Origin of the sequence: Syntrophobacter fumaroxidans MPOB, from assembly GCF_000014965.1 — a bacterium.
Lineage (GTDB): Bacteria > Desulfobacterota > Syntrophobacteria > Syntrophobacterales > Syntrophobacteraceae > Syntrophobacter > Syntrophobacter fumaroxidans.
Genome location: NC_008554.1, coordinates 1964471 through 1989869, shown reverse-complemented (window position 1 = coordinate 1989869; position 25399 = coordinate 1964471). Strand labels below are relative to the sequence as shown.

General features: G+C 60.9%; 14 protein-coding genes and 2 tRNA genes. 13 read left to right on the top strand and 3 right to left on the bottom strand.

Going from position 1 to position 25399, the window contains the following annotated elements; genetic code table 11:
• The first annotated feature begins 408 nt into the window (after window positions 1–408).
• The 9 genes from SFUM_RS08405 (at window position 409) to SFUM_RS08365 (ending at window position 17959) form a co-directional block, all read left to right on the top strand.
• Window positions 409–2349 carry an HzsA-related protein gene (locus SFUM_RS08405; RefSeq protein ID WP_011698481.1) on the top strand — a complete coding sequence of 647 codons (1941 nt, stop codon included), beginning with the start codon at window positions 409–411 and terminating at the stop codon, window positions 2347–2349.
• Between the two features lie 92 nt (window positions 2350–2441).
• On the top strand, window positions 2442–4001 hold the full coding sequence (locus tag SFUM_RS08400) for a CRTAC1 family protein (RefSeq protein WP_208597125.1): 1560 nt from the start codon (window positions 2442–2444) through the stop codon (window positions 3999–4001).
• Between the two features lie 17 nt (window positions 4002–4018).
• Window positions 4019–6943: a multiheme c-type cytochrome gene (locus tag SFUM_RS08395; RefSeq protein ID WP_011698479.1), complete on the top strand. Its 2925-nt coding sequence runs from the start codon at window positions 4019–4021 to the stop codon at window positions 6941–6943.
• 31 nt (window positions 6944–6974) lie between these two features.
• Window positions 6975–8252 (top strand): ligand-binding sensor domain-containing protein, encoded by a 1278-nt coding sequence (locus SFUM_RS08390; protein ID WP_011698478.1) that lies wholly within the window; start codon window positions 6975–6977, stop codon window positions 8250–8252.
• A 62-nt stretch (window positions 8253–8314) separates the two neighbouring features.
• Window positions 8315–9646 carry an ABC transporter substrate-binding protein gene (locus SFUM_RS08385; RefSeq protein WP_011698477.1) on the top strand — a complete coding sequence of 444 codons (1332 nt, stop codon included), beginning with the start codon at window positions 8315–8317 and terminating at the stop codon, window positions 9644–9646.
• A complete protein-coding gene (locus SFUM_RS08380) occupies window positions 9643–10869 on the top strand; it encodes an ABC transporter substrate-binding protein (protein WP_011698476.1) in 1227 nt (408 codons plus the stop codon). Before SFUM_RS08385 ends, SFUM_RS08380 begins: the two co-directional genes overlap by 4 nt.
• A 197-nt stretch (window positions 10870–11066) precedes the next feature.
• On the top strand, window positions 11067–14468 hold the full coding sequence (locus SFUM_RS08375; RefSeq protein WP_011698475.1) for an FG-GAP-like repeat-containing protein: 3402 nt from the start codon (window positions 11067–11069) through the stop codon (window positions 14466–14468).
• A 57-nt stretch (window positions 14469–14525) separates the two neighbouring features.
• On the top strand, window positions 14526–16328 hold the full coding sequence (locus tag SFUM_RS08370; RefSeq protein WP_011698474.1) for a CRTAC1 family protein: 1803 nt from the start codon (window positions 14526–14528) through the stop codon (window positions 16326–16328).
• Window positions 16325–17959: a tetratricopeptide repeat protein gene (locus tag SFUM_RS08365; RefSeq protein WP_011698473.1), complete on the top strand. Its 1635-nt coding sequence runs from the start codon at window positions 16325–16327 to the stop codon at window positions 17957–17959. The genes SFUM_RS08370 and SFUM_RS08365 overlap by 4 nt, the downstream gene beginning before the upstream one ends.
• A 383-nt stretch (window positions 17960–18342) precedes the next feature.
• On the opposite strand, the gene SFUM_RS08360 is transcribed toward SFUM_RS08365, so the two are convergent.
• Window positions 18343–18417: transfer RNA gene (locus SFUM_RS08360), tRNA-Lys, on the bottom strand.
• Window positions 18418–18436: 19 nt separating this feature from the next.
• A tRNA-Arg gene (locus tag SFUM_RS08355) sits at window positions 18437–18513 on the bottom strand.
• Window positions 18514–19170: 657 nt separating this feature from the next.
• On the opposite strand from SFUM_RS08355, the gene SFUM_RS08350 reads away from it, so the two are divergent.
• Genes SFUM_RS08350 through polA form a run of 4 tightly spaced genes read left to right on the top strand, consistent with a single transcriptional unit; the run spans window position 19171 to window position 24856 of the window.
• Complete coding sequence (locus SFUM_RS08350) at window positions 19171–20070, top strand: AAA family ATPase (RefSeq protein ID WP_244148108.1); 900 nt, start codon at window positions 19171–19173, stop codon at window positions 20068–20070.
• A 38-nt stretch (window positions 20071–20108) separates the two neighbouring features.
• The gene (locus SFUM_RS08345; protein WP_011698471.1) at window positions 20109–21311 is read left to right on the top strand and encodes a hypothetical protein; all 1203 of its coding nucleotides are present in this window, start codon (window positions 20109–20111) and stop codon (window positions 21309–21311) included.
• A gap of 49 nt (window positions 21312–21360) precedes the next feature.
• Window positions 21361–22182, top strand: coding sequence for a PP-loop family protein (locus tag SFUM_RS08340; protein WP_011698470.1), 822 nt, complete (start codon window positions 21361–21363; stop codon window positions 22180–22182).
• Window positions 22148–24856, top strand: coding sequence for a DNA polymerase I (gene polA / locus SFUM_RS08335; RefSeq protein ID WP_011698469.1), 2709 nt, complete (start codon window positions 22148–22150; stop codon window positions 24854–24856). Before SFUM_RS08340 ends, polA begins: the two co-directional genes overlap by 35 nt.
• A 137-nt stretch (window positions 24857–24993) precedes the next feature.
• On the opposite strand, the gene SFUM_RS08330 is transcribed toward polA, so the two are convergent.
• Window positions 24994–25290, bottom strand: coding sequence for a hypothetical protein (locus SFUM_RS08330; RefSeq protein ID WP_011698468.1), 297 nt, complete (start codon window positions 25288–25290; stop codon window positions 24994–24996).
• Window positions 25291–25399: the final 109 nt, after the last annotated feature.

Here is a 25399-nt window from a genome sequence, read left to right as displayed (position 1 = left end):
TAAACTATATTCAATTACTGGTGGTCAAGAGCAAACAGGCAACCCCTCCCCGAGCGCAGACCTTCGGCCATGCCCAGGGCCATTGCTCTCCGTCGCCGTTATCGACAGCCTCGCGGAAACGATGAGGGAAACCCTGCGATGGGTTCTCCCGGGCATGTTCCAAGAACAGGCGAAGAGTCTCCCATTGCCCCGGCCCCTCGGGAGCTTGACACCGCACAATGCCCATGATAGTCAAAAACTGAGAGACCTAACCCAAGGTCATTATTCGAACTCCCGTTGATTCCTGGTCCACGATGGGGGCTGACTTCAGGCAGATGCGCTCGCGGTGAAGCTCTGCATGTCACAGAAGGGCTCGACCTCAACGGTTCTCAGTAGAAAACACCATCATTTTCGTTAAGAAAGCCCTTTATGCCGTCCAAGCTTCTGAGACCAATCCTTGCCGTCGTCCTGGTGGCGGTCGCTTTGAGCCTGGAATCCGTTGCACCGGCGGATGCGGCATCGTACGATGAGCTCATCTTCGTTGAGGTTCCGGCCGTCGCCGGTCCGGCCCAACCCGGGAGCATGTCAGGGCTTCCATTCGATCGGTATGTTGACGGCTGCCGGGTTGTCCGTCTTTCATTTCGGGGTTCCCGGGCCGTGGCGGTGCCGCTGACTAAGGAATTCGTTTCCGCTCGAGATCCTGCCGTATCGTTTGACGGAAGCCACATACTGTTTGCCGGTAAGCGGAACAAGGAGGATTCGTGGCAGATCTGGCGTATGGATAAGGACGGCGGCAACAAGCACCTGATAAGCTCGGGACCTGGAGACCGGGTGTCCCCCCTCTATGTCGGCTCCCTTTTCTACCTGGACGACAAGGCACCAACCGAACAGATCTGCTATGTCGGTACCGAGCACGGCTGGATTGAGGGTCGAGGCAAGGCCCCGACACTCGCCCTTTATGCCGCCAACATGGACGGCAGCAAAGCCCGCCGGATTGCCTACAATCCGTTTTCGGATTTCGACCCGGACGTACTTCCCGACGGCAGGCTGGTCTACAGCAGTCGGCAGCCGACTGAACCCGGCTCCGGAATGCGGGAGATGACACAACTTTTCGCCGTAAATATAGACGGCTCCGATGCGATGGCATATGCGGGCGATTCGGAGCCACCCTCACATATGGAAATGGCGCGGGTGGATTGGAAGGGTTCCCGGGTATATTTCATCGAATCGAGGGTCCACACTTGGCCCGGCGGCGGGGCCCTTGCCTTCGTTTCGCAGAGACGGCCGTATCACTCCCGCGCCGTTCTCGGCGCCAATGAGAAGGGTTTCTTTCACAGCCCGTGCCCGCTGCCGGACGGCGGCCTGCTTGTCTCCCACCGCGCGAATCGGCCCGGGGCGGTCTTCGGCATCCATAGAATAGACCCGGGAACGGGCAAACTGCTCAAGGCTGTCTATTCCAGTCCCGGCCGGCATTGCTTCGGCACAAGGATCCTTGCCCCGCATCCCGCCGCAAAAGGCCGATCGTCGGTTGTGGGCTTTCGATACAAGGACAGCGGGGCGTTTTTCTGCCTGAACGCTCACATCACGGATCGATCGGACGTGAAACGGTTGCCCGCCGGTTCGATCAAGCACGTAAGAGTCATAGAAGCCGTGCCCTTCCAAAAGGGCGAGGGGACACATTCCTCCACCTCATCAGGGCACGGTCGGGATGAGTTCCCGGCGGATCCCATTCGAACGCGGCGCATATTGGGTGTGGCGCCCGTGGAACCGGATGGGTCGTTCCACATTCGGGTGCCGGCCCAAATCCCGATAAGTTTCCAACTGCTGGATGAAAATGGCATCGCACTGGCCGGGCAGCGCTCCTGGACCTGGGTCATGCCCGGGGAATCCAGGGGGTGCATAGGATGCCACGAGGACCGGGAGATGGCGCCTCCCAACCATCTGGCACAGGCCGTGGTGAAGCCCGAAGTCCAGTTGACGATCCCTCCTGAAAACCGCAGGTCAGTCGATTATGTGAGAGACATCGCGCCGGTCATTCAATCGAAGTGCGTCGCGTGCCATTCACCGGGGGGAACACTCCCTCATTTGGGCGAGAGCATCGCAGCCTTCCGGACACTTTGCCTCGACGGCAAGGGTTACATCGTCCCGGGCAGTGCCGGGAAGAGCGCGCTCGTGAAGCGCCTGTTCCTTGGGATTGGCGGGAAATCGAGGGATGAAGCCGGGAGTCAGAATGCTTCCGGCCAAGTGCAGTGCGCATTGTCGTTAAACGACGCGGAGCGGGCCCTGTTCGCAGAGTGGGTCGATTTGGGCGCCCGGTACGACGGGGGACAGGATGCCAAGGCCGTCGAGAAGAGGGGCGGACCGCTGTGAAAACCACAATCAAACGGGCGACACGGGGCCTTACGGTTGCCCTCGCTGTGTGCCTTCCACTCATTCTTCATTTAAACGGGCAGGGCGAAGAGGTGAAGCTGCCCATCCTTGTGGACGTGACCGAGCAGGCAGGCATCAGGTTTGTTCATAGCTTCGGCGACGACCATCTCAGCAATATTGTTGAAACGACGGGCGCGGGAGTCGCCTTATTCGATTATGACGGTGACGGCCATGTCGATATCTATCTGGTAAATGGCTGTTATCTCAATGGAATAAGTGATCCGAGCGGGCGCGAGTCGGCGGATGCCCTTCAAAACGCGCTTTATCGAAACAACGGTGACGGGACGTTCACCGACGTTACGGACAAGGCCGGCGTGGGTCACAAGGGCTTCGGCATGGGCGTCTGCGTCGCCGACTATGACAACGACGGCGACGCCGACCTCTACGTCACCAACTTCGGCCCCAACGTCCTCTACCGCAACAACGGCGACGGGACATTCACCGATGTTACGGACAAGGCCGGGGTGGGCGTTGACTCCTGGTCGACCGGCTGCACCTTTTTTGACTACGACGGCGACGGGAACCTCGATCTATACGTGGGCAACTATCTGCAATATGATACCGCCTACAGTTACTATTATCCGGGAAACGGCTTCCCCGGCCCGCTCTCGTACCAGGGCCGGCCCGACGTCCTCTACCGCAATCGCGGCGACGGCACATTCGAAGACGTTACCAAAGCGGCGGGCGTATACAACCCCGAAGGGCGTGCGATGGGGGTCGTGGCTTTCGACTTCGACGACGACGGAGACATGGATATCTTCGTTTCCAACGATGCCATGGAAAACTACCTGTACCGCAACAACGGCGACGGGACCTTCACCAATGTCGCGCAGACGGCAGGCACGGCATTCGGCCAGAACGGCGAAACCGGCTCGTCAATGGGACCCGAGGTCGGGGACTACGATTCCGACGGACTGATGGATGTGCTCGTGCCCGATATGGGCTACGCAAGTTTGTATCGGAACGCGGGGCAGGGAATCTTCGAGGAGATGAGTGCGAGGACGGGTCTTGCTGCCGCAACCGGCCAGTACACGAGTTGGTCCGGGAGCTTTTTCGATTTCGATTGCGAGGGCCGGCTCGATATCTTCCTTTCCAACGGCGACAGCCGATTCCTCGAGCCTGAGGAAGCCCTGCTCCTGCTGAACGACGGCAACCGGTTCCTGAACGTCTCCGGGCGGATCGGACCGGATTTTCAGAAGAAGTATGTCGGTCGCGGATCTGCCGTGGGTGATCTGGATGGGGACGGGGACCTGGATGTCGTGGTTCAAAATCTGAATTCCAGGCCCAGGCTGCTGCGAAACGACGGAGGAAACCTCAATCACTGGCTGCTGATTCGCGCCGTCGGCACTCGAAGCAACCGGGATGCCATTGGAGCCCGCATTCGACTGACGGCCGGCGGCACGACCCAGACCCGCGATGTGGTCAGCAATTCCGGGTACCTCTCCCACAGCGATCGCCGAGTCCATTTCGGCCTCGGAAGCAACGAAAAGGCGGATAGAATCGAAATTCGATGGCCTTCCGGCCGGAGGCAGGTGCTCGAAAATATCCGGGCCAACCAGGTGCTGACGATTACCGAGCCCGGGCCGCAATAGATTCGGGAGCCCTTGAAATGTCACGAACTTCGAGGATTTTTCAACTCAGCCTGTTCCCGGGGCTTTCTTTGCTGCTTCTTTTCGTCCTCGGAGCCTCTGCCGCCCGGCAGGGTGACCCTGCTGAACCGCCTGCCCGGGCCAAGGTCCAGGCAACCGCCGCCTCGAAGGCGAAGCGGTTCTACGTGGGTGTGGCGTCGTGCCGAAAGTGCCATGACGACCCGAAAGGCAGGAATCAGTTCAACGTTTGGTATCTCCTGCCCCACGCCAAGGGTTACGCCACTCTGGCCATGCGGGAATCAGCCCAAATAGCGAAGCTTTCGGGGATAAACATCGATGTTCTGACCAGCCCCATCTGCCTTGGCTGTCATTCCACCGCATCCGATGCCGAGAATTGGGAACGGGACAAGGGTTTCCACCTGGAAGACGGGGTCCAATGCGAGCGATGCCATGGTCCGGGGAGCGAATACAGCGATCCGGCCATCATGGCCGACAGGGAAGCCGCAGTCAGGGCCGGCCTCCGGATCCCGGACAAAGACTATTGCATGAACTGCCACGAAGAGAAGGGATCACACCAGAGCGTCCTCAAGGTAAAGCCTTACGTTTTTGAAACGGCGATCGAGACGATCAGCCACAAAGGGAGGGGCGGAGCTGTTCCGGAGACATCGAAGCGTTCACAGCCGTTGCTTGACGGGCCCAAGTACGTCGGGGTCATGGTCTGCGCCCGGTGTCACAACAAATCCACAACCGGTTTTGCGTTCAGCAAATGGCGGCTTTCGTCTCACGCCGACGCCTGTGTGACGCTTGGCAGCGACAAAGCGAGGCAGATAGCCTCCGGCGCAGGTGTGGAAGGCGATCCCCGGCAGGCCCCGGCCTGTCTCAAGTGCCATGTCACGGGGCAGGGAGAGCCGGAAGGGCCGAGTCTCAAGACCTTTGAACCGATGCGCGGCGTTCAGTGTGAAAGCTGTCATGGACCCGGCAGCGAATACGCTCGGGAAGAAGTGATGATCGACAAGGCCGCATCGAGGCGGGCAGGGCTCAACGATGCGCCAGGGGAGACTTGTTTGCGATGCCACAACGGATTCCACGGCAAAACCTTGGAATACGAGAGTATGTGGAAGGCAATATCGCATTCGAAACCCGACGACGCGCAGAATCGGCAGCAGGCCGTCGAATACAAGACCCCGTTCAACCTGGCCGTCACCCGAGACGGCAGGCGGTTGTTCGTTGCCTGCGAAGGCTCCGGCAGCCTTATCGCAGTCGACACGAAGAAGCGGGCGGTCATCGCGGAGACGAAAGTGCAGAATCTGCCCCACGGGGTTTCGCTCTCGCCCGACGAGGAGCGTGTGTTCGTGAGCAATCGCGGCTCCGATACGGTATCGGTTGTCGATGCGCGTACATACAAGGTCGTTGCTGCCTTCTCCGTCGGGGACGAGCCCCACGACCTCATGAGCGATGTTTCCGGCAGCACCCTCTATGTGGCCAACGCGGGCTCGAACGACATTTCGGTCGTCAGCCTGCGCGAGGGGCGTGAAGTGAAACGACTCTCCGCGGGGCGCGGGACCTGGGGCATGAGTCGCAGTCCGGACAATCGGCTCATCTACGTCACGAACAACCTGTCTCACTTCGTGAAATTCCGGGCCCCGTCAAGGTCCGAAGTGACCGTCATCGATACCGGGACTGCTCGGGTCAGGAACCGCATCGTGATTCCCGAAGCCAACCTGGTGCAGGGCATCGACTTTTCACCAGACGGCGAGTTCGCTCTCGTTACGCTGCTGCGCACGAAGAACCTGGTGCCCATGGTGCGCGTGGTTCAGGGCTGGGTCATCACCAACGGAATCGGAATCTTGTGGAAGGACGGTCGTGTGGACCAGTTGCTTCTCGACGAATTCGACCATCATTTTGCCGATCCCACGGATGTGGCGATCACGGCCAAAGGCCGGTACGCCTATGTCTCCGGCGGCGGGGTGAACGCCGTGGCCGCGATCGACGTCGAACGAATGAAGGAAGTCCTCAATCGCGCATCCAGTGAAGAACGGGAGTCCGTCCTGCCCAATCACCTCGGTGTTCCAAACGATTACATAGTCAAGCGGATCGAGGTGGGTCGTGGTCCGCGAGGCCTCGTCGCATCGCCCGACGGTCGATTTGTCTATGTGGCGGACGCCCTGGACGACGCCGTGTCCATCATCGATACGGCAAAGCAGGAACGTGTGGGCGTCATTGATCTGGGCGGTCCAAAGGAGGTTACGCTCGAGCGCATGGGCGAGAGGATTTTCCACAGTGCCGAAGCCACCTACGGCTGCCAGTTCTCCTGTCATTCCTGCCACCCGGACGGCGGAATCGACGGCATCACCTACGACATAGAACCGGACGGCATCGGGATCAATCCGGTGGATAACCGCACCTTGCGGGGGATTCTGGACACGGCGCCCTTCAAATGGACGGGGAAGAATCCTTCGCTGAGCCGGCAATGCGGCCCTCGGCTGGCGGTCTTCTTCACCCGGGTTGATCCTTTCACTCCCGACCAGGTCAAGGCACTCGACCGCTACATCTGTTCCATTCCCAGGAATCCCAACCGGTATCGTTCGGAGGATAGACTCACTCCCGCCCAGCGCAGAGGCAAGGCCATATTCGAGCGCACCCACACGAACACCGGTGAAGAGATACCCGTGGCCAACCGCTGCGACACCTGCCATCCGGGGCCCTATTTCACCAACAGGCGCATAGTGGACGTGGGCACCAGGTCGGAACTCGATACCGGCGGAAAATTCGACGTCCCGCAACTGAACAATATCTATGAAAACGCACCTTTTCTTCACGACGGACGTGCGGATACCCTGGAAGAGATCTGGACGCGTTTCAACCCGGAAGATCGACACGGGGTGACCAACGATATGACCAAGGATCAGTTGAACGATCTGATCGAGTATTTGAAGACCCTGTGAGAGGCCAGACCGGGAGAGGAGCGCCGGCCAAATGCGGAACAAACGATCGTCTTCGGGCATGAGGACAACCGTGGAAGTCCGGGGGGGCACGCCCGTCATTCCTCCCGTGATCCTTCCGTTTCATCCGGATTGTCTACGCTATCTGCGCAATCTGCGGATGCTTCCTGTCGCGCAGGTTGTTCTCGCGGCCATTCTCCTGGCAGGCGTTTTGATCGGATTGTCCGCGGCCGCGGAAGAAGCGGCTCAAGCTCCCCGATTGTCCGGCGAACCGTTCGTCTACACGGAGTGGCAAACCTTCTATGTGAAGGACGGCCTTCCGAACGACCACATCTTCGCGATTCGAGCCGACGGCGACAGGCTGTGGGTCGGAACCGAAGGGGGCCTTGCCCTTTACGAAGAAGGCCGATGGAAACGCTGGACCGAGGAGGACGGGCTGCCGTGGAAGGTGGTCACAGGGATTGCAGTCAGTGCCAAGACTGGAGATGTGTGGCTCGCGCTGTTTGGCGGCGGCCTCGCCCGTTTCAGCGGAGGCCGGTTCGACCATTTTCACCAACTGAACAGCGGCCTGGCGAACGATGTGGTCTACGGTGTGGCGGTCCAGGACGATACCGTCTGGGCGGCGACCACTGCGGGGGTGAACTCGTACAACACCGTGACCGGCGAGTGGGAAATCTACACGGAGAAGAACGCTCCCCTGGAGGAGATCTGGTGCTACAACGTAACGGCCGCCGATGACAAGGTGTTCGTTGCGGTCTGGGGCGGCGGGGTCCTCGAGTGGGACGTGAAGACGCGCAGGTGGCAGGCTTACCACGACCCCGACCGCCAAATGGAAATCGATCTCTTCAGGGATGACGGGCTGATCCACATCATTACGACTGCCGTGTCTTACATCGATCGGGTTCTCTGGGCATCCACCTATTTCGGGCTGAGCCGCTACGACGGGCGCCACTGGCGCGGTTACATGGATCACGACAGCGGGCTCTCGAGCAACTTCATCAATTTCGTCGTGGGGCGGAGCGCCGACTCCTCATACAGCGCCACCGATCGAGGCCTTTCGGCGCTGGTGGATTACGCGACGGACACCTGGGTGACCTACAGGCGGGAGACGGACGAGGCTCAAACGTGGACGGCGAACATAGGCGTCGGGAAAGACGTCGTCCGGACCCTTCCCACGAACCTGACCCTGCCCAATCATTTCGTCATCTGTCTTGAATTTCAGGGTAATGACGTCTGGATCGGCACCGGTCATGGGCTGGCCCGGGGCGTGGGACGCGGATATTATTCGGGGCTCCGACAGGCGGGGGATTAGAATTTCATGTGCGATGAACGGTTAAGGACAACCACCGAAGGGTGGCGAGCAAGGGCCGCAAAGTGAGAACCGGACCATTCCATCTCTTCCTGCTGCTGGTGGGCTGTGTTGCGGGATTGGCTGCAATTGCGCCCGTGCATGAGCCAATGGCCGCAGAGGCAGGCCCCCAGGAGAACTACGGGCGCACGCCGCGTGAATACCTCCCGTACAACCGGTTCACGGAGCCTTACAAGCGCTTCTTCATGGTTCCCAACGAATACCGCGGATACGGCCGCAGCCTTCCGGAACCCGAGCGCGTGGAAAGTGTCCGGATCGGTTTCCTCGGCCCCATCACAAAGACCGTTTCCGTTGCAACGGGTGGAGTTTCCCACGAGGAACCACTGGGTCACAAGATGCTCCAGGGCGCACAGCTCGCCATCGAACAGGCCAACGCGAAGAACGGGTTTCGCGGGAGCGGGATTCCGTATGAACTGATGGTTCGAAACGACAACGGGCTCTGGGGAGCCAGCGGCAGCGAGATCATCCACCTTGCCTACCGGGACAACGTCTGGGCGATCCTCGGGACCATCGACGGCGCCAACAGTCACATAGCCATTCGCGTGGCCCTGAAGATCGAGATCCCGATGATGAACACGGGAGACACCGACCCGACGTTCATCGAAACCGCGATCCCATGGGTTTTTCGATGCATCACCGACGACCGGCAGATGTGCTATCTGCTGGCCGACTACGTGTTCAAGAAGCTGAAACTGACGCGGGTTGCGGCCCTGCGCGCCAACAATCGCTACGGGCGCATAGGCATCGGCGAATTCAGGGACGCCGCCACTCGTCTGGGCCACCCTTTCATTGCCGAACTGAACTACCAGGTCGGCGACAGGGATTTCGCCCCGCAACTCGAGCGGATCCAAGCCGTTGACCCCGAAGTGCTGATCACATACGGAGACGCCGCGGAATCGGCCCTTATCCTGAAACAGATGCGTGCGATGGGCATGAGCCAGTGGCTCATAGGAAGCGATCGCATGGTGTCCGCCGAGTTCCTGAGCAGTGCGGGAAAAGAGGAGGAACGGGTCGCCGCCCCTTGCCCGTACAACCCCCGAAGCGACGATCCGGGATACCTGAAATTCAAGCGCGATTTTACGGAGCGTTTCGGGGAAGAGCCCGAATCCTTTGCGGCTCATGCCTATGATGGAATGAACATGACCATCGAGGCGATCGAGAAAGCCGGGCTGAACCGGGCGAAGATCCGCGACGCCCTTGCCGAAGTGAAGACTTACCGGGGAGTCACGGGCGTCAAGGAATTCGATGTCGTATTGAACAATATCAGCCCGCCTTATCTGGCCGTCCTGAAAGATGGGCAATTTCTCTTCCACTCGCGTGACGAGGTGCTCAAATGAGACATTGTTCGCGGGTCTTGCCGGTTCATTGCGACAGGCGAAAGCTCGGGAGTCGTCTCTGCCGGGCAGTTCTCGCGGCGGCATGCCTTGTGCTGGCGGTTGGCGGCGTGTGCGCTCAAGGCCCCGGCAGTTCAAAGCCTTACAGGGTCATGCTCGATGACCCGCTGCAGTCTACCTGCTACGGAGGACCGTCGGTAGATCCGGCATTCGTACGTGAGATCGCCATCGGCCTCTATTCACCGCCCGAATCGGCCGATCCGGTGGGACGAGCGATGGTCGAAGGGGCCGGCCTCGCCGTCGAGGAGGCCAACGCCGGGGGAGGCTGCAACGGCGTTCCTTTCCGGCTGGTGAGGCGCTGGGCTGAGAATCCGTGGTCGGCCGGATCGAAGGAGATTGTCCGCCTGGCCTATGAGGACAATGTATCGGCGGTGATCGGATTCTTGCAGGGAACCACCAATATTGCCGAACAAATTGCCGCAAAAGCCTACCTTCCCGTCGTGTCGCCCGTGTCGACGGACTCGTCGCTCACCCATGCCCGCATCCCCTGGATATTTCGATTGCCGCCGGACATCCGTACCCAGGCACATTTGCTGGTGAAGCGGGGCATGGTCCCGTTGCGTCTCGGTCGCGTGGGGCTGGTGACTTCAACCGACCATGACGGCCGTATGGCCGCAGAGGACCTCCGCCGGGAGATGGAAGGGCAGGGAGTGCCGCCCGCTTTTCATTTGCCGATTGGTACAGACGTGAACGATCAAAGCAGGGTTGCAAGCCGCATCAAGGCTTTTTCTCCCGACGGCCTGGTCCTTTGTCTACCCCCGAAAATCGCACTGAAACTGGCGGCAGCCCTCAGGGGAACAAACGTGACCTGTTCCATCTTCGTCCCATGGATTCCGGGTCTGAAGGCAACGGACTTACATGCGGTGTATGAGGGGCCCGTCGTGACGGTCGAACCCTTCGAGGAGTCGGCATCCACCATCGCGTTCAGGGAAGCCTACCTGCAACGATTCGGCGCCGATCCGAGCCCCTCTGCGGCATACGCTTACGACGCAGCCAGACTCATCGTCGCGGCGGCCCGAAGTGGTGATCCGACACGCAGCGGTTTGCGCGCCGGGTTGGCCGCTTTGTCGGGATTCGACGGCGTTACGGGACCCATCCGATGGGACAACGGCGGTGGAAACCAGGTCCAACCTGTTCTTCGTGTTTTTTCGAACGGGATGCCCTGATGCCGGTCTATACTGTGATGGGATCGATGCCGTCATCCGGAGGCAAACCCATTGGCATCGACCGGAGCGCGCAGATTGCGGCCGGCAGGTGTGCCGGTCGCATGGAATGAAGCGCGAGCCGCCCCCGGCAACCCGGGGACGAAGGAATCGCGGATACAGGTGCCCTGCACGGGTTCGACGGAAGGATCACCCTGGACATGCGTCAATCATCAGATCGAACTTGCCTCCACTGCAAACAAGCGATTCGGATTCTGACCCTGACTGCCTTCTTTACGTTCTCCGCGGCCGCATTCTGCTCGACTCCCGCTTCAAGTCCGGCCGGCGGGCTTGATTCCGCCGCCGTTGCCGTCCACAACAGGGGGGTGGGCCTGATGGGGCAGTTCGACTATGAGGCCGCTCGGCGCGAATTCAGCGCCCTGGCTCAGCAGCACCCCGACAACGATGACATCCAGGTCAACCTGGCCATCGCCACCTTCAACCGTCAGACAAAGGGTGACGAAGACCTGGCCTTGTCCATTCTTGCCGGGGTTTTCAAGCACAATCCCGAGCACCTGCGCGCCCTGTACTGCACCGGCCTTTTGGAACTGCGGGTGGGGCGGCCCGCGGAAGCGGCGGAATATTTTAGAAAGGTGATTGCCCTCGATCCCCGCGACGCGGAAGCGGCTTACTTTCTGGGCCAATGCCTCATGCAACTTTCCCGCTATGAAGAAGCCCTCGGTTGGTTCAGGAAATCGATCGAAGGGGACCAGCTCCTTCGAAGCGCATACTACAATGTATTCATGGCCCTCCAGCGCCTCAACAGAAGAGACGAAGCGGCCGCGACGCTCAAGGATTTCAATCGCCTCAAAGAAGACCCTCGGGCGCGCCTGCTTGAATTCAAGTACAGGAACATGGGGCGGAAAGCCGAAGTGACGGCCGTGGGGGTCGATGCCGTCCAGCCGGTTCCCAAGCCTGCCGGGCCGGTTTTTGGCGCTGCGATCCCCCTGGGGAAAGCCCTCGAGTCGGTCGCCTGGACCGACGCAGGCCAGGTGAGCTTCATCCCCGTGCACATGAGCGTGGTCGACCTGAACGGTGACGGTCATCCGGATATTTTCATCGCAGGAGCGATCCAAACTTCGGACGGAACGGTCAACGCGATTCTGGTGAGCGGGAGCGACGGTGCCGAATACACGCTCCGGATGGATCACCCGCTGTCAAGGCTCCGGAACGTCAACGCCGCCCTCTGGGGCGATTATGACAACGATGGCCTGACCGACGTCTATTTTTGCAGGCAGGGTCCGAACCAGCTGTGGCGGCAGGTTTCCAGGGATCAGTGGCGGGACGTCACCGATGAAACAGGCACGGCGGGCGGGTCTCTGAACACGGTGGACGGCGCATTTTTTGATGCGGACCATGACGGCGATCTCGATTTTTTCCTCGTCAATGCCGACGGGCCAAACGAGTTTCTCAACAACAACCGCGACGGCACGTTTCGTCCTCTGGCGGCGGAGCGGGGCCTTGGGGGAAGCGGCAGCCACAGGTCCGTCGTCGTGGCCGACCTGGACGGCGACCGCGATCTGGACTTGATCGTGATCAACCGGAAGCCGCCTCACGAAGTCTACGTGAACGATCTCTTCTGGGAATACCACAAGGCGCAGGGCTGGGAAGCGTTCCAGGCTGCCGACGTGCAGGCGGCTGTGGCCGCTGACGTCGATTCCGACGGTCGGACGGAGGTCTATTCCATAGATTCAGCGGGAACAATCACGCGCTGGCAACGAGAGCCCGACAACACCTGGGGCGGAACTCCCCTGAACAGGGGCCTGGAGACCGAAGCATTCCGGGTGACGGGTTCAGTTCGCATGGCCGTGGCGGACCTGGACGGCGACGGTATCCTCGATTTGGTCGTCTCGCATTCCTCGGGGTGGTGGGCGGCATCCATGGGGTCGAAAGGGCTCACACCTCTTTTCGAACACCGGGGCGGCGAGGGGGCCGGCCTCGATGCCTGGACCCTGCTTTCGTCCGTCAACGGTCCGCACCTGGTTGCGTGGTCTCGAGGCCGTCCTCCGTATGAGTGGCCTCCGGGTGCCGGGCGTTATCCCTTCGTGACCCTGGCGTTGTCGGGGATGGAAGAGAAAGGTGCGTCTCTTCGGTCCAACTCATCGGGCATCGGTGCAAGGATAGCGGTGCGCACAGGTTCGCGCTGGATTGTGCTCAATACCCTTCGAAACGATTCGGGGCCGGGGCAGAGCCTCCAGCCCTTGCCGGCAGGGCTCGCGGGAGCGGGGAAAATCGATTTCGCGGCTATTGACTGGCCCGACGGAGTCTATCAGACCGAACTCGACCTGCAGGCCGGAATGTTCCACCGGATAACGGAAACCCAGCGTCAGCTTTCGAGCTGCCCGGTGCTGTTTGCCTGGGACGGAACGGCATTCCGGTTCGTCACCGATCTCCTGGGCGTGGGCGGTCTGGGGTATGCTCTGGGACCGCGGAAGTACGCCGAACCCCGCCCTTGGGAACACCTCATGCTGCCGGGCGGAATTCTCAAGCCCGACGAGGGGCGGCTCATCTTCAAGCTCACCGAACCCATGGAGGAAATCACCTACCTGGACGCAGTGTCCCTGGCGGCCTACGACCTTCCTCCAGGCTGGTCCTTGACGCTTGACGAACGTATGGCCACCGGGGAGCCCGAACCGGACGGCAGCCCGGTCTTCTATCGGTCGTTCGTACTTCCCGCCAAGGCGGAAAACGGCCTGCACCAGGACGTGACCGCGGCAGTATCGACAAGGGATCTGACGGCGGCTCCCCCGGGGGAGATAGACCGGCGTTTCATAGGCAGGCTCGAACAAGATCATGTTTTGACGCTCACTTTCTCCGAGCCGTTGGATTCCCGTGCGGGCCGGCCGGTTCTCATCGCGGACGGCTGGGTGGAATATCCGTATTCCCAGACCAATTTCGCCGCCTGGCAGGCGGGGGCCGACTACCGTGCGCCCACGATCGAGGCTCGAGGGGCCGATGGGCATTGGCACAGGATCCTTGACCGATTCGGCTATCCCGCCGGGATGCCTCGCCAGATGTCCGTGCCGCTGCCGGGTCTTCCCGAGGCGACCAGGGAGTTGCGCATCGTTACGAATCAGGAAATCTATTGGGACCGGCTCGGCATCGCCTTCGCAGAAGACTGCCCCTTGGTCGCGCGCCGTGAATTGCCGCTGGTTGCCGCGCGTCTCGACGAGATCGGATTCCCCGCGCGAACCGACGGGCCCCAGCGTCTCCCCGGCTACAACTACGAACGGCGGCGCCCCAGGTGGGATACGCACTTCATGGAAGGCTACTACACGAGGATCGGTCCGGTGGAGGAACTGTTGAAAGCCCGCGACGACGCGCTGGTTGTCTTTGGCCCGGGTGACGGGGTCACGCTCGAGTTCGGCGAGGGTCTCGGACCGCCGGAGACGGGCTGGACGAGAGTCTATGTGCTTGAGGCTCACGGGTGGTGCAAAGACATGGATCTTTACACCGGTAACGGCGACACGGTCGAGCCGATGCCGCATTCGGGCGGAAAAAGCGCCGACAGGGACATCCTGCATGAGACATACAACACGAGGTATCAGTCCGGGAGGGAGTGATTCCCCGGCAGCATCGAACGGTTGACGGCGTTCAGCCGGTCTGAAGGATATCGGTCCATGCGCAGAGTACGATTTGCCGGCATCATCAAGCGGTGTTTCGCTTTGACATTTGCGCTGCTCTTCCCGGCCACCGCATTCCCTGCGGCTGCTCTCGCGGCAACGAGCGCGCATGCTCGGCCAGCCGAACAATCCTCGTCGAGCGGCCCGATATTCGTGGACATCAGTGAGACTTCCGGGCTGGATTTCGTCCACTTCAACGGCATGTCGGGCGAGTACTACTTCCCGGAGATGATGGGCCAGGGCTGCGCGTTTCTCGACTACGACAACGATGGCGACCTGGACGTCTACCTCGTGCAGGGCAGCATGCTCGGCCCCGGGAAGACACTTGCCGATGCGCTTTCCCCGCCTCGAGATTCCAATCCCCGGCACCGTCTCTATCGTAACGATCTCACGATCGGCAGCGACGGCAGCAGGACCTTGCGTTTTGTGGATGTGACGGATCAGAGCGGAATCAATATCTCGGATTATGGAATGGGAGTTGCCACCGGCGATTTCAACAATGACGGCTGGGTCGACATCTTTGTCACCAACCTCGAGTCGACCAGGATGTTTTACAACAACGGTGACGGGACCTTTACCGATGTGACCGAAAAGTCCGGCACGGGCGGCAGGCTGTGGGCCACGAGCGCCTCCGCATTCGACTACGACCGGGACGGATGGCTCGATCTCTATGTGGCGAACTACCTCGATTTCGACCTGGTCCTGAACAGGAAATGCTACGCGCCGAACAGCCGCAGGGACTATTGCGGCCCGTCGTCTTTCACGCCGCAGTCCCACCGTCTTTTTCACAACAAAGGGGACGGGACATTCGAGGACGTGACGACGAGGGTGCTGGCCGACTACAAAGCGTATGCGGGACTGGGAGTCGTGGCCCTAGATGTCGACGGCGACGGCTGGCCGGACATCTATGTGGCCAACGACGGCTACCCGAATCAGCTCTGGTTGAACAGGGAAGGAAAGATGTTCCGGGAAGACGCCCTTTTTGCCGGTGTCGCTCTGGACCGGGATGGACGCCCTCAGGGCAGTATGGGGATTGCCGTGGGCGATTTCGATTCGGATGGCGATGAAGACCTCTTCGTAACCAACATCATGGGAGAGACCAACACCCTGTATGCCAACGACGGACAGGGTCTGTTCGAAGACCGGACCATAGCGACGGGGCTCGCTGCGGCCACCGTTCCATATACGTCGTTCGGAACCGGCTGGATCGATTACGACAACGACGGTTGGCTTGATCTCTTTATGGTAAACGGCGCCGTGCTGATCATCGAGGAACTCGCCAGAGCGGGAGACCTTTACCCGCTCCGTCAACCCAAGCAATTGTTCCGGAACGAAGGCGGGAAAAGGTTCGTCGACATTACCTCCGATGCCGGCAAGGATCTGTTCGGCCCGGAAGTCAGCCGGGGGCTTGCCTTCGGAGACGTGGACAACGACGGGGATACGGATCTCCTGGTCGCCAACAACAACGGCCATGTGAGGCTGTATGAGAACAAGGCGGGGCAGCAGAAGAAGTGGTTGGGCTTGAGGCTGGTGGATTCTCAAGGAAAGCGGGATATGATCGGGGCGCTGGCGGGCCTCAAGCGCGCCGGCATGCCGACTCTCTGGCGCCGCGTTCGGACGGATGGCAGCTATTGTTCGGCCAATGATCCGAGGCTCCTTTTCGGTCTGGGCGACAGTGAAACGGTGGATTCCATCGAGATTTACTGGCCGGACGGGACGAAAGAGGTATGGGAGAAACCGACGCCCATGAAGTACACTACGCTGAAGAAAGGCTCCGTGAACAAGGAGACCGGGCAATGAAAGGGCTCAAGTGGGTCGTCCCGATTCTATTGGCCGTGTGCGCGGGCATGGCTGCCGCAGGCAGTTTTTTGCCGGTTGCGTCCGGGGCTCAGAGCGATCCGCAGAAAGCCAAAGTCCTCGAGCCCATCTCGTCGAGCGACCTCAAACCCGTCCCCGTTCCCAAGCTCGACAACCTCGAGAAGGCGGTGCGCGAACAACTGGAGGAAGAGCAGAAAAAGGTCGATACGGCGGTAGCCACCCGGAGCGCCGGAAGGCAGGAATGCGCCCAGGCATATGTCGAACTCGGCGAAATGTACCATGCCTATCAACTCAACGACGCAGCCGAGGCATGCTATCGCAACGCCTTGACACTGGACCCGACTCGTGTGGAATGGAACTACAATCTGGCTTTTCTTCTTCAATCGGTCGGCAGGTATCCCGAAGCAATCGAACTCTACGGGAAAGTGTGGCGGACCCAGCCCGATTCTTACGTTCTGCCAATCCGTGTGGCGGAGTGCCATAAGAGCCTCAACCAGCTCAAAGAGGCGAAGGATGCTTTGGAAGCGGCATGGCGGATAAACCCGGATGGACCTGCCGTATTGGCTCGAATGGGTGAGATTGCTCTCGAGGAAAAGCGGTATGAAGACGCGGTGAAATTTCTTTCTTCAGCCCTGGACAAGCAGCCAGCGGCGAACCTGATCCATTACCAGCTGGCCATGGCCTACAGGGGGCTCGGCGATGCCGGGAAGGCGCGCGAACACCTCGCGCAACGCGGAATTGTGGGATTGCAGCCGCCCGATCCGCTCAAGGAGCGGCTCGATAAGCTGGTAACCGGCTACCGCGTGCACGTCCTCACGGGGCGACGCGCTTATGGGGCGGGACGTTTCGAGGAGGCGGCCGAGGCCTTCCAAAGGGCCGTGGACGCCAATCCTGATGATGTGGGCGCCAGGATCAATCTCGCTGCGGCGCTGGCCGGTCTGCAGAAGGTGCGGGAAGCGATGGAGCAACTGCAGGAAGCAATTCGCCTGTCGCCGCAGAATTCGACCGCGCACTTCAATCTCGGCCTGCTGCGCTCGCACATGGGTGAATACGCGGAGTCGATCAAGCATTTCCGGATCGCGCTCGAAGCAAGGCCCAATGACCACCAGGCGCACGCGGCCCTGGCCGATGCCTTGGTTCGCGAAGGCAAATTCGGCGAGGCATTCGATCAGTACAAGGCGGCCGTCGATCTCGAGCCCAACCTGACGGCGGCATGGCTGCAGATGAGCACGATGTTGACCGTGGCGGACCAGCACGCCGAGGCGTTGGCGGTGCTCGCGGAAGCCCACAGGCGCGTTCCGAAGAATGGGCCGATCAAACACGCCATCGCGCGGCAGTTGGCCGCATCCCCCGAACTCAGGCTTCGAGACGGCAGGCGTGCTCTGGAGATGGCCATGGAAGTCTATGGGGAGCGTGCAAACCATGAACATGCCCGCACCGTGGCCATGGCCCATGCCGAGACGGACCAGTGCGGGAAGGCCGTCGAATGGCAGGAGCGCGCCCTCTCGCTCGCAAAGGAAGAATCCATGCCCCCCGAAGTGATGGTCACGTTGAACAAAAACCTGGATCATTTCAAGACCCAGCGCCCGTGCAGGGTTCCCGGGAAGCAGTAGGGCATCCGGCTCAAGAACAGGCGCCCGAGCATTGATCCGCCCGGCCCTTGTCCCTCCGCAACCCGCCGGTATCCCTGCTTACGGGTCATGAACGGTTGCGTTCAAGACGGCAGCAGTGGGCGAGAAGGCGTAAAGCCCTTTTTTATGTCCGAACGGGACCGTTACGCTGGACGGACTCCGCCTCGGAAGCGAAGGGACGTTCCCCGGCGTTGCCCTATCCTCCGGGCTGGCAATGACAATCTAACATGTACAACTCAAACGACGAAACCGGTTATCTCTTTTTGCTTGACAAGAGAGGAAGGTGTTCACCCGGGTTGCACGTACGTAATGCGTACGTAACGAAAAGGGGTTACGATCCATCGACCGTAACCCCTTGATTTTTCTGGTGGGCCGCCAGGGTCTCGAACCCCGAACCTCCTGATTAAGAGTCAGCTGCTCTACCGTTGAGCTAGCGGCCCGGAAATCGCCGGTTGTTCCTGGTACGCCCGGCAGGATTCGAACCTGCGGCCTGCGGATTCGAAGTCCGACGCTCTATCCACCTGAGCTACGGGCGCATACCATCTCAACCAAACGAGAATAGACTTGTATACCCAAACCCCGGGCAATGTCAAGGGGGTTCCCCCTTCTCCCGGAAAGTGATGATGAATTCCGGAGAATTCCTGTCAAATTCCGCCCCGGACGGCCGCCTCACCCCCTTTTTCGTGCTGGAGCATCCTGCGTTCTTCCCGCCCGTTTCGTTCAAAATTCTCAGACGGTCACCACGACGGCTGGGACGTGTTCCGGGGCGGTTCGTGTCGCTCAGGCGCCCGCGGTCGAGGGTTCCCTTTGCGGGGCATCGTTCTCGCGGGAGGCTTCGTCCGTGCTCTGTGTTCTCTCATTCCTTCGCCGGTCACCTGGAAAACAGAACCGGGCGGCCTCGAAACACGCGGCCTCGGGGGCCGGTTTTGGTCGTTCGAGGATACCTCCCGGGAATGACGATTTGTGTGAAGATGGCCTCCGCCCGAGAGGTTTTCATGCCGCGTTGCGGAGCCCCAGTTTATGGGAAATTGTAAAAAGCGAGGTTGGACCGGGCATGCCGCCTGCTTGCCGGGACGGGGGTTTGCGTGTCTGTGTGCTTGCGTTGCCGTGACGGGTGTTCCGATTCACACTCGTTTGCATTGCCAGAACCGGGGCCGTTGAATATAATGCCGTGTTTAATCAGGAAAAATATCGTGCTGCACGACGCCCTGGCGGGTTGGCGCAACGACGTGATACCCGAACATGCACCTCAAGGAGAAAAGGGAATGCGCTTCGAAGGGACCGAACGATACTATCTCAACCCCGAACTGCGGGAGATCGTCAATATCGCCATCACCATGGAAAAACCGCTGCTCCTGACGGGCGAGGCCGGGACAGGCAAGACTCAACTCGCCTTCGAGGTTTCCCGCGCCCTGGAACTGGCCATGGAGGAGGCCCGCTGCAAGTCCACCTTCAAGGGCGAGGAGCTGTGCTACGTATACGACACGGTGCTGCGGCTCAACGATTCCCGGTTCGGCAGCGGCGAAACCGGCCGCGACGTCAACGACATCTGGGACTACCTTCGGTTCGGCCCCATCGGCCGCGCCTTCCTGGCCGAAGACCGCCGGGTGCTCCTGCTCGACGAGATCGACAAGACCGACTCCGATACCCAGGACAACCTGCTCGACGTCCTCGAGGACGGCTCGTTCATCATCCGCGAAATCAACCACAAGGTGACGGCCCGGCAGAAACCGGTCATCATCATCACCAGCAATGCCAAGCGGGAGTTGTCCGATCCGTTTCTGCGGCGCTGTTTCTGTCATTACATCCCGTTTCCGCCCCCCGACGAGATGGCGGTGATCGTGCGGCTGCACTTTCCCGATCTCCCGGATGCCTTCGTCAGTGCGTGCCTCACCACGTTCTACCGGCTGCGTGAGCAGGGTTACGAAAAGCCGCCGGCAACGGCCGAGCTGCTCGACTGGATCGGAGCCCTGGCCTCCGACGGCGTGGGCGGTCCGGGCGCGGGCCGCGAGGTGAGCCACATCGGCACCCTGCTCAAGCGCACCCAGGACCTGCTGAAATTCAAGGGCGTGCGCAAGGCGACGCGTTTCTGAGCGGACCGGCGGCGACGGGCCGCTCTCGAGGTCACGGCATGATCGGGTTCATCTATCGGTTGCGCGAAGCCGGAATCCCGGTGAGCGTGCAATACATCATCGAATTCTACCAGGCCCTTCAGCGAGGGCTGGCGTCGAACCTCGACCGGCTGTTCCTCGTGGCGCGTCTCTATTTCGTAAAGCGCGTGGAACACTACGACGCCTTCGAACAGGTGTTCGCGTCATACTTCATGGGCGCGGCGCCGTCCGGAGCGGGCGCCACCGACTGGGAGGAATTGTTTGCCGGGAAACCTTTCCGGGACTGGCTGGAGGAGGAGATCGAGAGCGGCCGGCTGACTCCCGAGATGATCCGGCAGTTCGACACGGAGGAGCTTCTGGCCCGTTTCTGGGAAACCGTTCTGGCCCAGCAGGGCAAGCATCGGGGCGGCAACCGCTGGGTCGGCACGGGCGGCGGGTCGCCCTTCGGTCACGGCGGCAGACACGCGGGCGGCATCCGGGTCCACGGCCGGGGTCTCTACGGGACGGCCCAGAAGGTGATCGGCGACCGGAGGCACATCAACTACAGCGACAAATCCGTTCTTTCCACGGAAAACCTCCGCCAGGCGCTCACTTCGCTCAAATCCATGAGACCCGCCGGGGCGGAAACCGAGCTGGACATCGACGAAACCATCGCCCGCACCGCCAAGAACGCCGGCGAAATCGAGCTGATCTTCCGGCGCGAGCTGCGCAACCGGTTGAGGCTCATCGTCCTGCTCGACAACGGCGGCTATTCCATGATGCCGCACGTGTCGCTCGTGAAGACCGTCTTCAACAAGATCCGGGATTCCTTCCGCGACGTCGCCTACTACTATTTTCACAACTGCATCTACGGCACGGTCTACCGGGACGCGCCGCGGACCGTCCCGATCCGGTGGGAGAAGTTGTTGTCGGAAAGCAGGAGCACTCGCCTGGTGATCATAGGGGACGCCAACATGGCCCCTTATGAATTGAGCGCGTCCTACGGTTCCATCGACGTGTTCACCACGGAGCGAAGGCCCGGCTGGGAATGGTTGAAGGAGCTGCGCAGCGCGTTCCCCGCGAGCGTGTGGCTCAATCCCATCGCCCGGGAGCGTTGGGAGTATGAAAGCGTCACCATCGCCCGGATCGGGAAGATCTTCCGGATGGAGGATCTGACCCTGGCCGGGATCAAGAATGCCGTGGCCTATCTGAACGTTCAGGGCCAGGCGTTCGACGGACACTGAGGAAGCGGCGCGTCGCGGCTTGAAGCATCGGGAGCGAAAGCGGAGTACCATGGCATACATCGATCGGGAAGTGCGCCGACTGCTGGGCAAGGCCATCTACGAATACGAGCTGATCGACGATGGGGATCGCATAGCGGTCGCGGTGTCCGGCGGCAAGGACAGCATGCTCCTGCTATGGCTGCTGCGGGAGCGTTTGAGCCGTATTCCCGTCAGCTACGACCTGGTTGCCGTTCACGTGGACCCGGGTTTCGATCCGCAGGGAGCGGACCGGCTCGAAGCTTTCTTCGTCCGGGAAGGGTTCCGTTATGAAGTCATCCGCACCGACCACGGGCGGATCGCTCACGGGCCCGACAACCGGGAGAACCCCTGCTTTCTGTGCTCGCGGCTTCGGCGGACCGCCCTGTTCCGGAAAGCGCACGAGCTGGGGTGTTCCAAGATCGCCATGGGACACAACCAGGACGATCTCATCGAGACTTTTTTCATCAATATCTTCTACGGGGCCCAGGTGGCCGGAATGGTGCCCAGGCAGTCGTTTTTCGACGGCGCCGTGACGGTTATCCGGCCTCTGGCCCTGGTCCCCGCGGCCAAGGTGCTGCGCCTCTCCCAGCGGCTCGGACTGCCGATCGTGGCGACCTGTTGCCCATCCGCGCCGCTCAACAAGAGGCAGGAGGTCCGGAGCATGCTCGAAGGGCTCTACCGTAAGAACGCCAAGGTCCGCGGGAACATCTTTTATGCCATGAGTCATGTCAATCTCGAATACCTGCCGCCCGCTCCGGGAACCCGCAAGAAACGGGAAAACCCGGCGCGGGCGGGGAAAGGGAAAAACGGACCCGATCATGACGGAACAAGCCAGGACATTCTATCTCGTTGACGGAAGCTCCTACATCTACCGGGCCTACTATGCCGTCTCGCGGCTGACCAACTCGAGGGGGTTCCCGACGGGCGCCGTCCTCGGTTTCGCGCAGATGCTCGACAAGGTGGTCCGGGAGAAAAAGCCGGACTACATCTGCGTGGTCTTCGACGCCCCGGGTCCCACTTTTCGTCACGAGATGTACGCCCCCTACAAGGCAACCCGCCAGAAAGCTCCGGAGGACATGATCGCCCAGATTCCTTACATCAAGGACCTGGTGAGGTTTCGCGGCATTCCCCAAATGGAGCTGCCGGGGTACGAGGCCGACGATCTCATCGCCACCCTGACGCACTGGGCCGTGGAGCAGGACATCGAAGTGGTTGTCGTCTCGAGCGACAAGGACCTGCATCAACTCATCGACGATCCCGTCGTGCGGCAATGGGACCCCCAGAAGGACCGGGTGTTCATGGAGTGGGAGGTGGAAGACCGCTACGGCGTCCCGCCCGGGCGAATGGTCGACTACCTTGCGCTGGTCGGGGATTCTTCGGACAATGTCCCGGGCGTCAAGGGCATCGGGGACAAGACGGCCAGACAGTTGCTGCAGGAATGGGGTTCGCTGGACCGGATATACGCGAACCTGGCCCGGGTCGGCTCCGCTTCGGTGCGCGACAAGCTCGAAAAGCACCGGGAAGAGGCTCTCCTGTCACGGCGGCTGGTGTCCTTTCGGGAAGACGTCCCCGTGGAGAGGAAGCTCGAGGCGTTCGCGCCGGGGCCGCCTCTCAAATCGCAGCTTATCGGACTCTTCGAGGAACTGGAATTCAGGTCGCTGCTCGATTCCCTGCGAAAGGAATTGAATGCGGTCGAACCAGCCGCCGCGGCCCCCGCGGGCCGAACGAAACACAAGATCGCGGGCTCCATGGATGAGCTGCGAACACTTGCGGAACGCCTGGCGGGCGAGCCCGTCGTTTCGATCCAGGTTGAAACCACGCGCAAGGATGCGATGGCGTCGGACCTTGCGGGGCTTTCGTTCGGTTTCGAGGACGACGGGGCCTGGTACGTTCCCCTGGGCCCGGACGGTTCGGAAGGCGATGGCCGACTGCCCGCGGCCGTTGCGCTCGCCGCGCTCGAACCGGTGCTTGGCCGTTCCCGACCGGCCAAAATCGGGCACGATCTCAAAACCGCCTGGATCGTTTTTAAGAAGCACGGAATCGAGTTGCGGGGGATTGCCTTCGACACGATGGTGGCCGCCTACCTGCTCGATCCGGGAAAACAGAACTACGGCATCGACCGCGTTGCCGCCGAATGCCTCGGTGAGAACATCGATTCCTACGAAGACGTCACGGGGAAGGGGAAATCGCAGGTCGGCTTCGACACCATCGACATCGGGCGGGCCGCCGCCTATTCGTGTGCCGCGGCCGACGCGGCCCGGCGGATGCACCCCGTTTTGAAGCGCAAGCTCGATGAATCCAGGCTGACGGAGCTGTTCGAAAAGATCGAATTGCCCCTCATCACGGTCCTGGCCCGCATGGAATTCAGAGGGATAACGGCCGACGCGGAGAAACTGGAATCCCTTTCCATCGATTTCCAGAAAGCCCTCGATCGGACCGCCGACACAATCTACGATCTGGCCAAGGAAAAATTCAACATTCAGTCTCCCAAGCAACTGGCGTACATTTTGTTCGAGAAACTCGGCCTGCGCGTGGTGAAGAAGACCAAGAGCGGCCCATCCACGGACATGGCGGTGCTCGAGGAACTGGCGCTCGAACATCCCATCGCGGATCACGTTCTGGTTTTCCGCACGCTGGCAAAGCTCAAGGGAACCTACGCGGATGCCCTGGGGAAGCTGATCAATCCCCGGACCGGGCGCATCCACACGAGTTACAACCAGACCGTCGCGGCCACCGGCCGGTTGAGCAGCTCGGATCCGAACCTGCAAAACATCCCCATAAGGACGGAGGAGGGGAGGAAAATCCGCTCCGCGTTCATCCCCGCCCCCGGGTGGTTGCTGCTTTCGGCCGACTACTCGCAGATCGAGCTGCGGATCCTCGCCCACTGCAGCAAGGACGAGCACCTGCTCGAGGCCTTCCGCGACGATGAGGACATCCACCGACGCACGGCCGCGGAAATGTTCGGTGTCTCCCCGATCGAGGTCACGCCCGAGATGAGACGCCAGGCCAAGACGATCAATTTCGGAATCATCTACGGCATGGGACCTTTCGGGCTGGCGCAGCGGTTGCGGATCAGCACGAAAACGGCCAGGACCGCCATCGACAAGTATTTTCAGGGCTACCGCGGCGTGCGAAGATTCATCGACACCACCATCGAGCTGGCACGGCGTCTGGGTTACAGCGAAACGCTGCTCGGCCGGCGCCGTTTCATCCCCGAGTTGCAGAGCCGCAACAAGACCATTCGACAGCTCGGCGAGCGACTGGCCATAAACACTCCTCTCCAGGGCACGGCCGCCGACCTCATCAAGAAGGCGATGATCGACGCCGAAGATGCCTTGAACGGGAGCGGGCTGCGCACGGTCATGCTGCTGCAGGTGCATGACGAGCTGGTCTTCGAGACGCCGCGGGAAGAGCTGGCGGCGGCGCAGGAGCTTGTGCGGAGGGTCATGGAGGATGTCTGGAAACTCGATGTGCCGTTGAAGGTCGAACTGGGATGGGGGGACAACTGGGCCGAAGCCCACGCCTGACGCGGTGTCCGCGGGTTGTCCGGCACAGCGGCCGGGAACGGAATGCGGCCCCGCGAACCGGCGGCGGAAATCAAAAGCCGCCCCGAATCATCGAGGCGGCTTCATGATTTGCCGAGAAAACGGAAACGACCGGCGGTCTAGGCGGACTTCGCCTTTTCGAGCTCCGCTTTCAGTCTTTCCACTTCCTGCCGATATTTTTCGGCTTCTTCCTTGACGCCCGCTTCGGAGCCGACTTCTCCCTCGGCTTCCCTGTTCTTGGGGAAGGGGAGCTTCTCTTTCACTTCGTCATAGCCCAAGTAAGCTGCCATGGCGCCGCCAAGCAGGAGGACCAGCGGAATGGCACCGGCGATGAGGTTGAAGAACTGCCCGCTGAAAGCAATAACACCGATAAGACCCAGGAACGCTGCTGCAACGCCACCCACAAACACCTTCATGATCTTTCCTCCTTAGCTTGATTCGCAATGTTTTAATTGCTGGACGCTATGATCTGAATGGTCGATGTCTCAAACACGCATCGTTATTCTTATCGCGCCGATTGTGAGG

Excerpts from the sequence above, each read along its gene's own strand:
- SFUM_RS08340 (WP_011698470.1), top strand. The coding sequence starts at position 21,361 with ATGGCATACATCGATCGGGAAGTGCGCCGACTGCTGGGCAAGGCCATC.
- SFUM_RS08345 (WP_011698471.1), top strand. The coding sequence starts at position 20,109 with ATGATCGGGTTCATCTATCGGTTGCGCGAAGCCGGAATCCCGGTGAGC.
- SFUM_RS08375 (WP_011698475.1), top strand. The coding sequence starts at position 11,067 with ATGCGTCAATCATCAGATCGAACTTGCCTCCACTGCAAACAAGCGATT.
- SFUM_RS08370 (WP_011698474.1), top strand. The coding sequence starts at position 14,526 with ATGCGCAGAGTACGATTTGCCGGCATCATCAAGCGGTGTTTCGCTTTG.
- SFUM_RS08395 (WP_011698479.1), top strand. The coding sequence starts at position 4,019 with ATGTCACGAACTTCGAGGATTTTTCAACTCAGCCTGTTCCCGGGGCTT.
- SFUM_RS08330 (WP_011698468.1), bottom strand. The coding sequence starts at position 25,290 with ATGAAGGTGTTTGTGGGTGGCGTTGCAGCAGCGTTCCTGGGTCTTATC.
- SFUM_RS08380 (WP_011698476.1), top strand. The coding sequence starts at position 9,643 with ATGAGACATTGTTCGCGGGTCTTGCCGGTTCATTGCGACAGGCGAAAG.
- SFUM_RS08390 (WP_011698478.1), top strand. The coding sequence starts at position 6,975 with ATGCGGAACAAACGATCGTCTTCGGGCATGAGGACAACCGTGGAAGTC.
- SFUM_RS08405 (WP_011698481.1), top strand. The coding sequence starts at position 409 with ATGCCGTCCAAGCTTCTGAGACCAATCCTTGCCGTCGTCCTGGTGGCG.
- polA (WP_011698469.1), top strand. The coding sequence starts at position 22,148 with ATGACGGAACAAGCCAGGACATTCTATCTCGTTGACGGAAGCTCCTAC.
- SFUM_RS08365 (WP_011698473.1), top strand. The coding sequence starts at position 16,325 with ATGAAAGGGCTCAAGTGGGTCGTCCCGATTCTATTGGCCGTGTGCGCG.